Origin of the sequence: Alishewanella tabrizica, from assembly GCF_014652375.1 — a bacterium.
Classification (GTDB): domain Bacteria; phylum Pseudomonadota; class Gammaproteobacteria; order Enterobacterales; family Alteromonadaceae; genus Alishewanella; species Alishewanella tabrizica.
Genome location: NZ_BMYR01000002.1, coordinates 206,666 through 221,675, shown reverse-complemented (window position 1 = coordinate 221,675; position 15,010 = coordinate 206,666). Strand labels below are relative to the sequence as shown.

General features: G+C 45.0%; 12 protein-coding genes and 1 other RNA gene. 9 read left to right on the top strand and 4 right to left on the bottom strand.

The window, feature by feature from the left end; translation table 11 throughout:
• Positions 1-110 precede the first annotated feature (110 nt).
• The 4 genes from IE070_RS03410 to IE070_RS03395 all read left to right on the top strand — a co-directional run bounded on the left by IE070_RS03410 (position 111) and on the right by IE070_RS03395 (position 7,610).
• Positions 111-2,924 carry a TonB-dependent receptor gene (locus tag IE070_RS03410; RefSeq protein WP_189480477.1) on the top strand — a complete coding sequence of 938 codons (2,814 nt, stop codon included), beginning with the start codon at positions 111-113 and terminating at the stop codon, positions 2,922-2,924.
• 123 nt (positions 2,925-3,047) lie between these two features.
• Complete coding sequence (locus IE070_RS03405; protein ID WP_189480475.1) at positions 3,048-5,534, top strand: glycoside hydrolase family 88 protein; 2,487 nt, start codon at positions 3,048-3,050, stop codon at positions 5,532-5,534.
• A gap of 265 nt (positions 5,535-5,799) precedes the next feature.
• Positions 5,800-6,828, top strand: coding sequence for a pectinesterase family protein (locus tag IE070_RS03400; protein WP_229796905.1), 1,029 nt, complete (start codon positions 5,800-5,802; stop codon positions 6,826-6,828).
• The gene (locus IE070_RS03395) at positions 6,825-7,610 is read left to right on the top strand and encodes a rhamnogalacturonan acetylesterase (protein WP_229796904.1); all 786 of its coding nucleotides are present in this window, start codon (positions 6,825-6,827) and stop codon (positions 7,608-7,610) included. Before IE070_RS03400 ends, IE070_RS03395 begins: the two co-directional genes overlap by 4 nt.
• A gap of 240 nt (positions 7,611-7,850) precedes the next feature.
• Here the strand turns inward: IE070_RS03395 and grpE are convergent, their stop codons facing one another.
• Both grpE and hrcA read right to left on the bottom strand, forming a co-directional pair.
• Positions 7,851-8,426: a nucleotide exchange factor GrpE gene (gene grpE, locus IE070_RS03390; protein WP_189480473.1), complete on the bottom strand. Its 576-nt coding sequence runs from the start codon at positions 8,424-8,426 to the stop codon at positions 7,851-7,853.
• Between the two features lie 39 nt (positions 8,427-8,465).
• Complete coding sequence (gene hrcA, locus IE070_RS03385) at positions 8,466-9,485, bottom strand: heat-inducible transcriptional repressor HrcA (RefSeq protein WP_189480471.1); 1,020 nt, start codon at positions 9,483-9,485, stop codon at positions 8,466-8,468.
• A 124-nt stretch (positions 9,486-9,609) separates the two neighbouring features.
• On the opposite strand from hrcA, the gene nadK reads away from it, so the two are divergent.
• From nadK to IE070_RS03370, 3 genes are all read left to right on the top strand, one after another.
• Positions 9,610-10,491: an NAD(+) kinase gene (gene nadK / locus IE070_RS03380; RefSeq protein WP_189480469.1), complete on the top strand. Its 882-nt coding sequence runs from the start codon at positions 9,610-9,612 to the stop codon at positions 10,489-10,491.
• A gap of 86 nt (positions 10,492-10,577) precedes the next feature.
• The gene (gene recN, locus IE070_RS03375) at positions 10,578-12,251 is read left to right on the top strand and encodes a DNA repair protein RecN (protein WP_189480467.1); all 1,674 of its coding nucleotides are present in this window, start codon (positions 10,578-10,580) and stop codon (positions 12,249-12,251) included.
• 71 nt (positions 12,252-12,322) lie between these two features.
• Positions 12,323-12,682, top strand: a complete 360-nt coding sequence (locus IE070_RS03370) for an outer membrane protein assembly factor BamE (protein ID WP_189480466.1) — start codon at positions 12,323-12,325, stop codon at positions 12,680-12,682.
• A 184-nt stretch (positions 12,683-12,866) separates the two neighbouring features.
• Here the strand turns inward: IE070_RS03370 and IE070_RS03365 are convergent, their stop codons facing one another.
• Positions 12,867-13,259, bottom strand: coding sequence for an RnfH family protein (locus tag IE070_RS03365; RefSeq protein ID WP_189480464.1), 393 nt, complete (start codon positions 13,257-13,259; stop codon positions 12,867-12,869).
• Positions 13,252-13,683, bottom strand: a complete 432-nt coding sequence (locus tag IE070_RS03360; protein ID WP_189480462.1) for a type II toxin-antitoxin system RatA family toxin — start codon at positions 13,681-13,683, stop codon at positions 13,252-13,254. The genes IE070_RS03365 and IE070_RS03360 overlap by 8 nt, the downstream gene beginning before the upstream one ends.
• A 125-nt stretch (positions 13,684-13,808) precedes the next feature.
• On the opposite strand from IE070_RS03360, the gene smpB reads away from it, so the two are divergent.
• Both smpB and ssrA read left to right on the top strand, forming a co-directional pair.
• Positions 13,809-14,291 carry an SsrA-binding protein SmpB gene (smpB, locus tag IE070_RS03355; RefSeq protein WP_189433565.1) on the top strand — a complete coding sequence of 161 codons (483 nt, stop codon included), beginning with the start codon at positions 13,809-13,811 and terminating at the stop codon, positions 14,289-14,291.
• Positions 14,292-14,387: 96 nt separating this feature from the next.
• Positions 14,388-14,747, top strand: a transfer-messenger RNA (tmRNA) gene (gene ssrA, locus IE070_RS03350).
• Positions 14,748-15,010: the final 263 nt, after the last annotated feature.

Below are 15,010 nucleotides of genomic sequence, written 5' to 3'. Positions count from 1 at the left end.
CGTGATGTCACCGAATTATCAACAGGGGAGCAAACAACATGCTCCTGACAAAGATGAAAATAGCCAGCATCAATTGGCAATAGATAAACACTCAGGACAAGGTGGATAACATGGCAACTTACTTTACATCATCGCGTGCACACAGCACGTTTCGCCCATCCAAATTATGCCGCGCGCTGACACTCGCAGGGCTTGCAACGTTATTTAGCGCACAGGCTTTAGCCCAAACCCAAGAGACCGAGCCCACCGAGCAAGAAAAAGCCGAAGAGCAAATTGAAGTGATCTCAGTGGTAGGAAGTTTTCGTGGTAGCTTAGCCAGTGCATTGAATCAAAAACGTTTTGAATCTGGTGCCACCGATACCATTAAAGCCGAAGACATCGCTGATTTTCCCGATTTGAACCTCGCCGAATCGCTGCAACGGATCCCTGGTGTGGCCATTAGCCGGGTCGCTGGTGAAGGGCGACAAATTTCTGTACGGGGTTTAGGACCTGATTTTACTCGAGTTCGTATTAACGGTATGGAAGCGCAATCAACCAGCGGTGGTACTGATGCGATTGGTGGTGCTAACCGAGGAAGAGGGTTCGACTTTAATACCTTTTCATCAGATTTATTTAGCGAGCTCACTGTTCGAAAAACGGCTTCAGCTAATGTTGAAGAAGGCTCATTAGGCGCAACGGTTGATCTTCGTACTGCTCGTCCATTCGATTATGATGGTTTAACCTTTGCAGCCAATGTTCAAGCGGGCTACAACGATATGTCTGAAGAGGTGGATCCAAAAGGGTCAGTATTGTTTAGCAATATCAACGAAGCAGGCACGTTTGGTTACCTTATTTCGGCGGCATTTTCCGAGCGTAATATCTTGGATGAGGGTTATTCCACTGTGCGCTGGAATAACCAAAATGATTTTGGCACTTACCGTGGTGATGCCCAAGCAACCGAATTACAAGCCATTAATAACGCCTTTCGGCCACGTTTACCCCGTTATGATTCCTATGTGCATAACGTGAAACGCACCGGTTTAGCCACGGCATTAGAATATCGCCCCAGCAACGAGACGCGCTTTAACTTAGATGTTTTATATTCTAAAGATGATTCCACTCGTCAAGAAGCCTTTATGCAAGCCATTTTAAATGCCGGTGCTAATCGTGCAACCTTAGCTGCACCAGCAAGCAGTACTACCGGTGGGATGAATGTTATTGATTATGAGATCGATAATTCTAATACCATGACCTATGGTTCCTTCCAAAATGCACTTGTTCGCAACGAATTACGTTACGATGAATTAGCCACCGACTTTTTACAATTTACCTTAAGTGGCCAACATCAATTAACGGATAATCTAAAAATCGATGCCTTGGCAGGTCGTGCCAAATCGGAATTTTCTAATCCCATTCAAACTACCGTGGTGATGGATAAAGCAGGCCAAACCTTTAGCTATGATTATCGCGGCAATAAGCGAGATAAACCTGAACTGTTATTTGGACCAGGTGTGTTTGATCCAAACGGTTGGACCACCAGCAGTGTAAGATTACGTCCATTAGGTGCCGAAAATACCTTTGATAGCGCTGCGGTTAATATTGAATATATTTTGACTGAAGCACTAACACTACGCAGCGGTTTGCATTATAAAAAATTCCAATTTGAAACAACTGAAGCTCGTAGACAAAGTGAAAATGCGGCAGGTGTTGTTATGGCACCAGACTTAATGCGCGAATACCGCGCCGGTGTTGGCCCTTATGCTAGTTGGTTAGTCCCTGATTTAGCCGCTATTGATGCGCGCTTTAATATTTATAGTAACACTGGCGTTTTTACAGTTAGTGAACAATTTCGGTTAGCTGATAACTACTCAGCTGAAGAGAAAACATTGGGCGCTTATGTTCAATTAGCATTTGACACCGAATTTGGCGATACCGGCATTCGTGGTGATGTGGGAGGCCGTTTTGTTAAAACCGATCAATCCTCTACCGCGTGGGCACGGTTGGGCGCTACCGATCAATTAATTACTGCCGAGCATGATTACAACGAATTTTTACCTTCACTCAATTTAGTGTTTGAGCCAATGGATGATGTCATTATTCGCTTTGGATATGCTGAAGTTATGGCTCGCGCTGGATTAGGCAGTATTCGTCCCAATGTATCAGTATCAGTTTCGGGCAGTGCCCGTTCAATTAACGGCGGTAATCCTACACTTGAGCCCACCAAGGCAAAAACCTACGATCTCGGTTTAGAATTGTATTTTGATAATGAATCGTTATTAGGGGTTGCACTCTTTCGCAAAGATATCGAGAGCTATGTGCAAGGCTTGCGTGAAACCAAAACCTTTACAGCAACTGGCTTACCTATTCAGGCAGCCATTGATGCCTGTAATGCTGGCCCAGGTTATGGGGTAGATTGTAACGAAAACGTCGAATGGCAAACCAATACGCCTTTAAATGGTCCTGGTGGCGATTTATATGGTTTTGAAGTGCAATACCAAATGCCTTTTACCTTCTTGCCCGAGTTCTGGAACCGTTTTGGCTTTATCGGTAATTATACCTATGTTAAAGCACAAATGGACTACATCAATAATACGGGTGTAGTGCTGGCCACACGTGATTTACAAGGATTATCCGAGGCGACACGCAGTGCAACCTTGTATTATGAAGATGATAAATTTTCTGCACGCGTATCGTTAGCGGATCGCTCAAACTATTTAACCAACGCCATCGGTCGCGATAACAACGATATGGAAGGTACGAATGCGACGCGTAATATTGATGCCTCATTATCGTATCAAGTAACCGATAACTGGAAAGTGACCTTTGAAGCACTTAACTTAACGGATGAAGTAGATGATCAGTGGGTTGATTCTAGCGGTAATCGCTTAACTTACTACCATGCTACAGGCCGCCAGTACTATCTGGGTGCTCAATATAAGTTCTAATGTTAGTGTGCGGCCAAGCGACTGTCTTGGCCGTTTTTGTACTTATTATCTATCGTGTATCGCGCGCCACGGAAGGCCCGATGTTACCGCAAGGATCACTGAATCTAAAACAGGGTTATTATTGTGAACACGCGTATCTCTCACACTCTTCCTCTTCTTACGCTCAGCAGTTTGTTATTTGCTTGTGGTCAACCGCAGGCACCAGAAAACGTTAGCCAGCAAAGTACACACCAAGCAACAGCAACGCAGCTTGCCACCATTGACATTGCTAATCCCTCTGAATTTGTTAGAACACAGCAACCGCTCTATTTCAGTTATCATGATTTAGGGTTAACCGCTGAGCAAGCCACGTCGCTGGTTGCTCGGGTGAATAATACTCTTATCCCCTCACAGCATATTGACCGTAGTGGCGATGGTAACGCCGATACGCTGTTTGTTGCGCTAGATTTTGCTGCGGCAGAGCGCAAGCAATTGGGTATTTATGCTGATGCGGCTGCGTTTGCAGCGCAAGACTGGCCAGCACAAACCCAAGCGGAAATCTCGCATAAAATTGGCGGCGAGTGGCAAGGTGCCAAATACATCGGCGGGACCTTTCAAAATGTGCAAACCCTGACGCCACCCACACAGTACACCGATCACTCTGAGTGGATCCGCTATGAAGGCCCGGGCATTGAGTCTGACAAAGTAGGCTATCGTATTTATCTGGATTGGCGGAACGGCTTTGATATTTTTGGTAAGAAAACCAGTGATATGGTGCTGCAACAGGTAGGGCAAGATGGATACAAGTCGTACCATGAGATGGCCGACTGGGGTATGGATATCTTAAAAGTGGGTAAATCACTTGGCGCTGGGGGCTATGGTTACTGGGATGGTCAACAAGTGCAGTTGGTCTCTCAAGTGGGTCAGCATACGGCTAGCGTGATTAGTAATGGCCCACTGTATTCAGCGCTACAAATTACCTATAACGAGTGGCAAATTGCCGATAAAACCCTGACGCTTACCGCTGATTTATCGATGACCGCGGGCAGTCGCTTAGTGCATAGCCGGCTTAACGTCTCTGAAGCGCTCGACAATATTGCCGTAGGCTTAGTTAAACTGCCCGATACAAACGTTATCCAAGGTGATCTGGAGATTACTGGCCATGCCTGGACCTATTTAGCCACTTTTGGTAACCAAAGCCTGTCTGCTGCTGATAGCAAATTAGGGATGGCGATACTGTTTAAACGCGGCACCTTGCTTGAACACACTAGCGATGACAATAGCCATGTCGCCGTGCTGCGCCCGGCAGGGAAGGCCTTAGAATACTATTTCCTAGCGGCTTGGGATGGTGAGACAGAGGGTATTCAAACTGAAGAGCAGTTTGTGGCCTACTTAGCACAACAGGTTGAAGCGCTAACCTTAACCCCTAGAATGCGTTACCACACAGCAGCGACTCAAGCGGCGTTAGCACAGCCACTTACCGCAGAGCGCGCTTTATACTGGGGTGAACAACTGGCCGCCAGCGAAATGATTCGTCAAACGCCTTACTATGCTTATGGCGGTTGGGATTTTGAACGTAGTCGCCCTGCCACCTTTGAATATACCACCGGCTTAGTGTTGCAAGCCTACGATGATTTATTACAGCTAAAACCAAACCCGGCATGGCAGCAAGTGATTAGCGAGGTGGTAAATTCATTTGTTACAGAAGAGGGCAATATTCATACCTATGATATTAATAAATATAATATTGATAGCCTAAATACGGGCAATATGTTGCTGCGTGATTACTTAAGAAATCCCACGGATAAAGCACGTAAAGCTCTGGATCTTTTACGTCGACAGGTTGAAGAGCATCCTCGTACTGCGGGTGGTGCATTTTGGCATAAAAAAATTTACCCGCATCAACTCTGGCTAGACGGTGTTTACATGGGCATGCCCTTCTACGCCTTTTACACCTCCGAGTTTGAACAGGGCAAGGGCTTAGCGGAGGTGGTCAAGGAATTTACCTTAACTCGCGAACTACTGCGCGATCCGAAAACTGGGCTGTACTTTCATGCTTGGGATGAATCGAAACAACAAGGCTGGGCCAATAAAGAAACAGGGTTGTCACCCCACTTTTGGAGCCGTGGTCAAGGCTGGTTAACGATGGCACTGGTTGATGTGCTGGATTATATTCCCGTTGAAAACACCGAGCTACGCGCACCATTACTGCAAATGATCACAGAATTGGCTGAAACCCTTAAACAATACCAACACGAAAGTGGTACTTGGTATCAGATTTTAGATATGCCTAATGCGCCGGGTAACTACTTGGAATCATCCGGCAGTGCCATGTACGCCTATTTTTTTGCGAAAGCAGTCAATAAAGGCTACTTACCCGCAGCGTATAAAGATACCGCCGTAAAAGCGTTCAATGGTTTATTGCAGGAGTTTATCTTGGTGCATCCAGACAATAGCATTAGCTTAATTAACACCGTACAAGTTGCAGGTTTGGGCTTTGGTCGCGATGGCAGCTATCACTATTACATGAGTGAGCCCGTGTTTCGTAACGATGCCAAAGCGAATGGGCCTTTTATAATGGCCGCAGCACAAATGGCAACCTTACTAGGCTGGCAACCGTCGATTAACTAATGCGAACAACGCAATTCAATATAAACGTGTTTAATACACTAAGCATGCAACGCTAAACTGTTACCTTGGCTCCCGTGGTATGCGCGCCCTGGCGCGCCTGTGGTTTGAGCCGACTTCGGTCGGCTTTTTTTAACCCTTGCGTTATTTTAACGCACGTTTTCGCGCATATTGATAAGAATGGTTTAGGCTAATCATGGATACCTGTGACATGTTATTCCACGCGTTTTTGTGTTTTGTTTTCGTCGCCATCTCTTGCAGAAACCCCGTGTTACGATGGCTTGGCCTTAGCTTGCTCTTGCTTCCCCTAACTGCAATAGCCATTATGCCATCGCAGGACGCTCCCGTTATTCGACTTACTGTTGCCCTAGATGGCCATGCTGATTTTAAGAGCATTCAAGCGGCGCTAAATAACTTACCCAATAACTCACAACAGGCGCTGATTTTTATTGGGCCGGGTGTCTATGCTGAAAAGCTTTACCTTACCCGTGATAATGTTGCGTTAATTGGACATGGGCGTGAACACACTATTATTCAAGTGGCAGAGCTTCGTAGCAATTGGCTAAAACAGCATCCGGATGATTGGGGCAGCGCCGTTGTCAATATCCGCGCCAGCGATATTGCCCTGCTACGCCTTACTGTTAAAAATAGCTATGGTGAGCTGACTGGCGATCATGAACACCAATTTGCTATTCGAGGTTTTGAAACCGCTACACGCATTATTACTGATGATTGCGCCGTCATTGCCGGGGGCGCTGATACTCTTAGCCTGTGGAATAAAACTGATGGCATGTACTATCATCGCAATTGCTATTTTGAAGGCCATACCGATATGGTATGCCCGCGTGGTTGGGCTTTTTTCACCCACAGCACCTTTGTTAACAAAAAAGCCTATGCCACCTTGTGGCACGATGGTGAACTGGCCAAAGCACAGAAACTGGTGGTGCGTGATTCAACTTTTGATGGGGTGCCAGGCTTTATGCTGGGCCGTCGCCATTACGATGGTCAGTTTTACCTAATTAACAACCGTTACAGCCAGAATATGGCCGATAAGCCCATTTTCCGTCATACCTACCCTGCTGAACCCACGCGTGATCGCGCTAATCGTTGGGGTGATCGTAATTACTTTAGCCATCAGGATCACGTTAACGCTATCTATCCCTGGCTTGCCACAAACTTATCGCAGCATCTGGGGGCAATAAGCGCCGAACAAATAACAGCTCGCTGGACCTTTGATCAACGCTGGGATCCAGAGGCGGAATTACGCCGACTTTATCTATTACTGGAGCAAAAATGATGCGTAATACACTCCTTACGATGGCTGGCATAGCAGCGACATTACTTCGTAGCGGCGATTTGCTGGCGCAAGAGCAAACTTATACCGCATTATCTAAAGCAACATTACATCTGGTGGGAGATTCTACCATGTCAGATAAACCCGAGCTGGCTTATCCAGAACGAGGCTGGGGCCAGTTATTGCCCGAATTTATGTTGCCACAACTTAACATTATCAATCATGCTGCAAATGGCCGTAGCACCCGACGTTTTATCAACGAAGGGCGCTGGCAACGCTTGCTAAGCGAGGTGAGTGCTGGCGACTATGTGTTGATTCAATTTGGCCATAATGATCAAAAACATGACGATCCAGCTCGTTTTGCCGCCGCAGAAGGCGATTACCAAGTGTTTTTACGCCGCTTTATTCAGGAGTTAAGAGCACGAAATGCGACTCCTTTATTGGCCAGTTCTATCTGTCGGCGCAATTTTACTGCTCAAGGGCGCTTAACGCGAGATTTAGCGAAATATGCTGAAGCCGCCGCGCAGGTTGCCGCAACAGAGCAAGTTGCATTTTTTGACCTACAGCAACACAGCTGTGACTTTATTGAACAGCAAGGACTGGCTGGCAGCCAACCCTATTTTATCCAAGTTCCGGCCGGTTTGTATGCAAAATATCCAGAGGGAAAATTAGACAACACGCACCTTACCTTGCAAGGCGCCAGCAAAATTGCCCAGCTGTTTGTACGTGATTTACAAGGGCAACGGCATCCGTTAGCCAAGTATGTTTATCGGGATTTGTTGTAAAATCAATAAATCATAATGTTAACTAGGCAGACATTAACAGCGTTTTTCTCTTTACGCCTTTACCTTTTCAGGTAATGCAATGAAGCTAATACCCTAGGGTGTAGTGCTTTTTAGAATTTTGTAACTTCATCGTTTAACATTTTTGCATTTTTGCATTATCAAACCGTCGCACTTGCTGTAAACGCAAAAACCGGCAATCTGGCGCCGGTTTTTGGAAAAATCACACGAACAACAATATCGTTACTCAGGCGCTTTTGATACACCAACCATGGCTGGGCGCAATAAGCGGCCATTTAACTCGTAACCTTTTTGCATAACAAAGGTAACTGTATTAGGTGCCACATCAGCAGAGGGCTGAATGCTCATGGCTTGATGCTGTTCTGGGTTAAACGGCTGACCAGCTGGATCGATTTGTACTACGCCGTATTTTGCCACCGTATCTAAAAAGCTTTTCATCGTTAGCTCAACGCCTTCGATAATGCCTTTAAAGGCTTCATCTTCACGATTAATAAAAGATAAGGCTCGCTCCAGATTGTCGACAACGGGTAATAAATCACCAGCAAACTTTTCTAAAGCAAATTTATGCGCTTTTTCTACGTCTTGGTTAGCGCGACGACGGGCATTTTCTGCATCAGCTTTAATACGCAGCATTAATTCATGCTGATCGGCGAGCTGGCTTTGGCTTTTCGCCAGCTCAGCTTCTAATTTCGCAATAATGCTTTGCTCAGAGGATAACTCTACCGTATCGGCATGGGCATCACTGGTGGCTTGATGTAGTTCTTCTACAGGCTCAGAAGGCTTATTTTGCTCAGTCATTGTTACAATACTCCAATTAATGTAGGGGTATTATGGGGATCAATTTTGCCGATTCAAGTTTAAATTTAACTGTACGGCACAGGATTCAACCAAAGGGACCAACTGTGCATAGTTCATACGACGAGGTCCGAGCAACGCGATAAACCGATGGGGTGTGGTTTGATAGCTTTGCGCGATAATACTTAACTTGGATAGCTCAATAAAGCCGGATTCTTTCCCCAAAATTAACTTGGCCTGATTATCTTGCGTAACGGCTTGCAATAACTGTATCAAACCTGAAGGTTGCTCTAGCATCTGCACGACTTGTTGCAACGAAGCATTCTGTTGATAATCAGGACTGAGTAATAATTGATGCTGCCCATAGATTAGCGGCTGATGCTGCACAAATTCGTCAAGACTCAATTGTCCCAACACTTTTTGTATTACTAGCTGGGTTAAACCACTTTCACTACGAATAATATTACCCAACCGCACAATGCCATCCTGCCACTGCCCCCCCGCTAAAGCGGCATTGAGTAAACATAACACTTTACTCAACGTGGCTGAATCAATGCTTTGTTCGCAATGCAATACGCGATGTAAAATATCGCCATCTTCATCAATCACAACCAGTAACAAGCGATCGCTGGCTAAACGCACTAAATCAATTTGGCGAACTTCACGGCCAGCCGCCTTAGGAGCACTAACAATGGCAACACAACCGGTTAGGTTGGCTAATAACTGCCCTGCTTGCTGGCATAAAATAGAGACCGGTAATTGTGGTACTAATTTAGTGGTTAATTCACGTTGCCACGTTTCACTCAGTGGCTGTAGTTTAAGCATCTTATCGATAAATAAACGAATGCCTGCTGTTGTGGGGATACGCCCGGCCGACGTGTGTGGAGAGCGAATGTAACCCTGCTGCTCCAATTGCACCATAGTATTTCTCACCGTGGCAGAACTGACCGCTAAGGCATCATGCTCCGCCAGTAATTTTGATGAAACGGGCTGACCGTCTAGCAGATATTGCTCAACAATCAATTTTAGAATAAGTTCTGCCCTGCTTAACGCCACTACCATGGATATAATCCGCAACTAAAGTGTTATTGGAAATGGGGCTTTTTCCAATTAATTCAAGTAGGCGTTTTATAGTTAGCCAAGCTGACCTATACTGAGCAGTAAGAGAAAAGGAAGATTTTTTACTATGAGTTATGCATTTGCCAAAATTGGCTTGATTGGAAAGCCACACCATAGCGGCGCCAATCAAACTCTCGCCAGCCTCTACAATTTTTTAACCGAACTGGGGCTAAGTGTTTATGTAGAAGAACGCGTGGCGCAAAATTTACAATTAACCGATGCCGAGATTGTTGATTTAGTTGAGCTAGGTAAAATCTGTGATCTCGCTATTGTTGTTGGCGGTGATGGTAATATGTTAGGTGCCGCAAGAGTACTAGCGCGTTTTGACGTAGCGGTATTGGGAGTTAATCGTGGCAATTTAGGCTTTTTAACCGATTTAGCACCTGAAAATTTTCAACATCCATTAAAAGAGGTGTTGATGGGTAACTTTGTCACAGAGAAACGTAATCTGTTGGAAATATCCGTCCACCGCCATGGCAGCATCAAAAGTAGTAATAGCGCCGTAAACGAAGCAGTATTACATGCTGATAAAGTCGCACACATGATAGAATTTGAAGCCTATATTAATGATGAGTTTGTGTACAGCCAACGCTCAGATGGCTTAATCATTAGTACGCCTACAGGATCGACTGCATATTCACTCTCGGGTGGCGGCCCGATTCTGACGCCAGATTTAGATGCAATGAGTTTAGTCCCGATGTTTCCCCACACCTTGAGTAGCCGCCCGCTTGTGGTGTCGGGCAACAGTGAAATTCGCTTGAAAGTTGCTGACACCAACGATGCACATTTACAAATCAGTTGCGACAGCCATGTCATTTTAGCCGTCATGCCTGGCGACGATATTTACATTAGAAAACACCCTAATCCATTACGATTGGTGCATCCACCTGGTTACAGTTACTATCACGTATTGCGGAACAAATTGGGCTGGGGCAGTAAGTTGTACTAATAAAATTTCTGTACGTAGTGCTTGCAAAATCCACAATTACTGTATAAATTTACACTGTACCTATAAACAGTATCCGGAGTGGATTTATGCTGTCACATCTTCATATCAGTAACTTTGCTATTGTACGGGCGCTGGAAATTGACTGGGCGGCTGGCATGTCTACCATTACCGGAGAAACGGGTGCAGGTAAATCGATAGCAATCGACGCGCTCTCTTTATGTTTTGGCGAGCGTGCAGAGGCCACGGTAGTTCGTCCAGGCGCGGATAAGGCCGATGTTGTTGCCACCTTTGATATTTCACACTTAAACTCTGCAAAAGAATGGTTACAGCAACAAGATTTATTAATGGGTAACGAATGTATTGTGCGCCGCGTAGTAAGTGCTGAAGGTCGTTCCAGAGGCTATATCAACGGTGTACAAGTTCCCGCGCAACAACTCAAGACATTGGGCCAATATTTACTGGCTATCCACGGGCAACACGCGCATCAACTATTGCAAAAAGCAGATTATCAGCGCCAATTACTGGATGCGTATTGTGCAAAGCCTGTTCTACTGCAGCAAACCAAGCAAAGCTATCGTTATTGGCAACAATTACAGCAGGAATTTACTGAATTAAAACAAACACAACAACAGCGCGATGCTCAGCGGCAATTATTAGAATACCAAGTTGCGGAGCTAGATCAATTTGCCCCGCAAGCAGATGAGTTTTCACAGTTAGAAACCGAGCACAATCGCTTAAGCCATGGCAACACGTTACTGAGCCAAAGCCAGCAATGTTTGCAACAATTGTATGATGGTGACGACGACACGATTTACCGGGCCTTATCAGTGGTGAGCCAGCAACTCGAGCAATTAGTGCAACTTGATCCCGCCTTGGCCGATGTACAACACATGCTCAGCGATGCCTTACTGCAGACAGAAGAAGCTAGCCGTGAACTTCGCCGCTATGCTGACAAAGTTGAACTAGATCCTGAACGTTTACAATACATAGACGATCGCTTAGGCACTTGGTTAACGTTATCACGCAAACATCAAACGAGCTACGACGCGTTACCAGAGCTACATGCACAATTGTCGCAACAATTAGCAGAATTAACGCAGAGTGATTCACGATTATCAGAATTAGCACTCGCTATTAGCCAAGCAGCGAAAGTGTATGAAGCTGCTGCCGCGAGTCTAACGCAAGCCAGAGTAGAAGCGGCCTCAGAATTAAGTCAATTGATTACGCAAAACATGCATGAATTAAGTATGGCTAACGCCCGTTTTGCCATTAACTTACACACTCTGCCTTTAGCACAAGGTAGCGCTCATGGTGTTGATCAGATCAGCTTTGATGTTTCTACCAATCCAGGGCAACCTTTACAAGCGTTAAGCAAAGTTGCGTCAGGAGGCGAGCTATCTCGGATCAGCTTGGCAATTCAGGTGATATTGGCAGATAAAATTACCACTCCCACACTTATTTTTGACGAAGTCGATGTTGGTATTAGTGGGCCAGTTGCCGCAGGCGTAGGGCGTTTATTACGTCAGCTTGGACAAAGTACACAAATTATTTGCGTGACACACTTGCCGCAAGTTGCCAGCCAAGGGCATCAACAATTATTTGTTGAGAAATACACTGACGGTCAAGCCACCGAAACACGGATGCGCTGCTTAAGCGACGATGAGCGTATTCAGGAAATAGCACGCTTATTAGCCGGTGAAAATATCAGCGCAAACGCCTTAGCCAATGCGCGGGAACTTTTATGTGCGCCAACAACCTAAAACAAGGTTTTTCTATGGGGTCATCATAGGGTATGATGGCTTTATTATCTTCGTATTGACACAACACATTAATGGCATCTATGAAAGCAGTAGTAAAAATTGCAGTTTTATTGGCGGTACTTAGCTCAGTGAGTGCATGCAGCAGCTGGGTATACCGAATCGATATACCACAAGGTAACTTTTTAGAACAAAAAGATGTTGATAAATTGCGTATTGCAATGACTAAAGAGCAAGTGGTGTTTGTATTGGGAAATCCCGTCGCCGCAAACCCTTTTGATAACGACACCTGGCATTATTTTTATGCCTTAAAAGGTGGGCGTGGAAACAACTTTGAAAAACGCTTGGTGGTAGAATTTAAAGATGATCGCTTGGTGAACATTAGCGGTGATTTTGATAAAAGTGCTGACTTTGATAAACCGTTAGATATTTAACGGCTACGCTGTGCCGCTCTGTTTCAGGGCGGCTAAGCATTACAGATAAGTTAGAACATCACACTTTGACAGTGTTAATACGTCAAATCTTTTGCCTACGGCTGAGAACTTGAATTACAGTTAAAACCTACGCTACAGCTATTCGCTTAATTTACCGCTAAATTCTTAATATTGAGCAAATTACTTAATCACTGCTATTAGCGTCATCTTGCATAGCTTTCGCTTCATGTACTCGTCCGCCAGTGACTTTATCAGCACGGCCTTCTTCTTTGGCCTTTTCGGCTCTGCGGCGTCTCAAGTCTTTAGGATCGGCAATTAACGGTCGATAAATTTCTATCCGATCGCCGTCTTTTACTGCCTCACTAAGTTTAACCGGCCGACTCCAAATACCGACTTTTTGCACTGCCAAATCAATCTGTGGGAATTGCTGCAAAATACCCGATTGTTGAATCACTTGCTCTACGCTAGTAGATCCATTCACAGAAATCGTTAGCAGCGCTTGTCGATCTGGAAGTGCGTAAGCCACTTCAACAGTGAAACGTTCATTAACAGCTTCACCAGCGCTATTATTAACCATATACGTGTTTTGCCCTCTCTGTAAACGCATTAACCATTGCAGCCGTTAATTCTTGAAACACTTTTCCAAACGCAAATTGTACTAATCGATTAGAAAATTCAAATTCCAATCGCAAAATAACCTTACAGGCTTGGGCATTTAATGGCTGAAAATACCAGCCACCGCGTAACTGTTTAAATGGCCCCTCTACTAATTGCATATCAATGCGCTCGTAAGGTACTAGTAGATTGCGAGTTGTAAAAGATTGACCAATACCAGCCTTGGAAACATGGAGTTTCGCCACCATCTCTGATGAAGACTGACTAACAATCGTGGCGGCGCTACATCCTGGTAAAAAAGCAGGATACTGTGGCACCGCATTGACAAGATCAAACATCTGTTGCGCGCTGTAAAAAACCAAGGCACTGCGCTCAATTTGTGGCATACTCACTCCCCTTAAATCAGGCTGCGGATTGTATCAGAAGAACGCGAGGCAACAAAGTTGCAGCGCAAAGCAGCCCACCTTGATCGCATAAGCAAAACTCGCTTGTCAGCTATAAAAAGTGAATTATGAGTAAAAAACAAACGAACAAAAAGCAAAACAGTACCATTGCTTTAAACAGAAAAGCCCGACATGAATATTTTCTGGAAGATCGCTTTGAGGCAGGTATCAGCTTACAAGGCTGGGAAGTAAAAAGCATTCGACAGGGCAAAGTAAATCTGTCGGATTCTTATGTCATCTTAAATGATGGCCAAGCGTATTTATTTGGCGCGCAAATTCAAGCATTAAATAGTGCTTCCAGCCATGTGGTGTGCGACCCGGAGCGCAGCCGTAAGCTGCTGTTGCATAAACGCGAGATAGAAAAGCTTATTGGCTTGAAAGAACGCGATGGCTACACCTTAATTGCCACGGCTATGTACTGGAAGGCATGCTGGGTAAAATTAGAGTTCCACCTGGCTAAAGGTAAAAAGAGCTTTGATAAACGCGATGATATTAAAGACCGTGATTGGTCACGCGAGAAAGAGCGGATGATGAAGCACTCGAAACGCTGATTGTTTAAGCATACAGTATAAAGTTTCTAGCTATTTCATCGATGGCCGAGTACAATAAAATTTCACTCAAGGTGTAAGTGATTTACCTCAGAATTCGGGGCTGATTCTGGATTCGACGGGATTCACGAAATCTTAGGTGCATGCCGAGGTGCGGTAGGCCTCGTAAAAAAGCCGCAAAAAACTAGTCGCAAACGACGAAAACTACGCAATCGCTGCTTAATAGGCAGTAGATAGCTCTTCCCCTCACGCATGCCTGTAAGCTGAGACTCTGGAAGATCACCCCTAACAGGATCGCATGGCGGCTTTGTCCGGAGCCAAGATGCTAAAACCAATCGGACTCGCCCGACGATAGCCTGCCAGCCGGCGCTCATAGGGTTAACTAAACGACTGGATAAGCATGTAGTACCGACGACGTAGGTTTTTCGGACGCGGGTTCAACTCCCGCCAGCTCCACCACATAACAAAGGCCAGCAGAAATGCTGGCCTTTTGTTTTAGCAACATCAAATAAAATATATCGCCTCTAAAAAATCGTTAAGATGTATCATAAAATCCAAAATCGGTAATTAATTAATTTAATGTCTATTTTCAGCATTTTCAGCACAAAATTTGCTGAAAAGCATAAAAAAAACACTTTTCTTATTTGATCTCTTTCACAAGAGTCTGCATAGTAGAGCCTAGATACGGAAGTTTGTAATCACTAACATAGGGATTTTACTTA

Coding starts and splice junctions, on each gene's coding strand:
- IE070_RS03410 (WP_189480477.1), top strand. CDS start 111: ATGGCAACTTACTTTACATCATCGCGTGCACACAGCACGTTTCGCCCA.
- IE070_RS03395 (WP_229796904.1), top strand. CDS start 6,825: ATGATGCGTAATACACTCCTTACGATGGCTGGCATAGCAGCGACATTA.
- grpE (WP_189480473.1), bottom strand. CDS start 8,426: ATGACTGAGCAAAATAAGCCTTCTGAGCCTGTAGAAGAACTACATCAA.
- hrcA (WP_189480471.1), bottom strand. CDS start 9,485: ATGGTAGTGGCGTTAAGCAGGGCAGAACTTATTCTAAAATTGATTGTT.
- nadK (WP_189480469.1), top strand. CDS start 9,610: ATGAGTTATGCATTTGCCAAAATTGGCTTGATTGGAAAGCCACACCAT.
- recN (WP_189480467.1), top strand. CDS start 10,578: ATGCTGTCACATCTTCATATCAGTAACTTTGCTATTGTACGGGCGCTG.
- IE070_RS03370 (WP_189480466.1), top strand. CDS start 12,323: ATGGCATCTATGAAAGCAGTAGTAAAAATTGCAGTTTTATTGGCGGTA.
- IE070_RS03365 (WP_189480464.1), bottom strand. CDS start 13,259: ATGGTTAATAATAGCGCTGGTGAAGCTGTTAATGAACGTTTCACTGTT.
- IE070_RS03360 (WP_189480462.1), bottom strand. CDS start 13,683: ATGCCACAAATTGAGCGCAGTGCCTTGGTTTTTTACAGCGCGCAACAG.
- smpB (WP_189433565.1), top strand. CDS start 13,809: ATGAGTAAAAAACAAACGAACAAAAAGCAAAACAGTACCATTGCTTTA.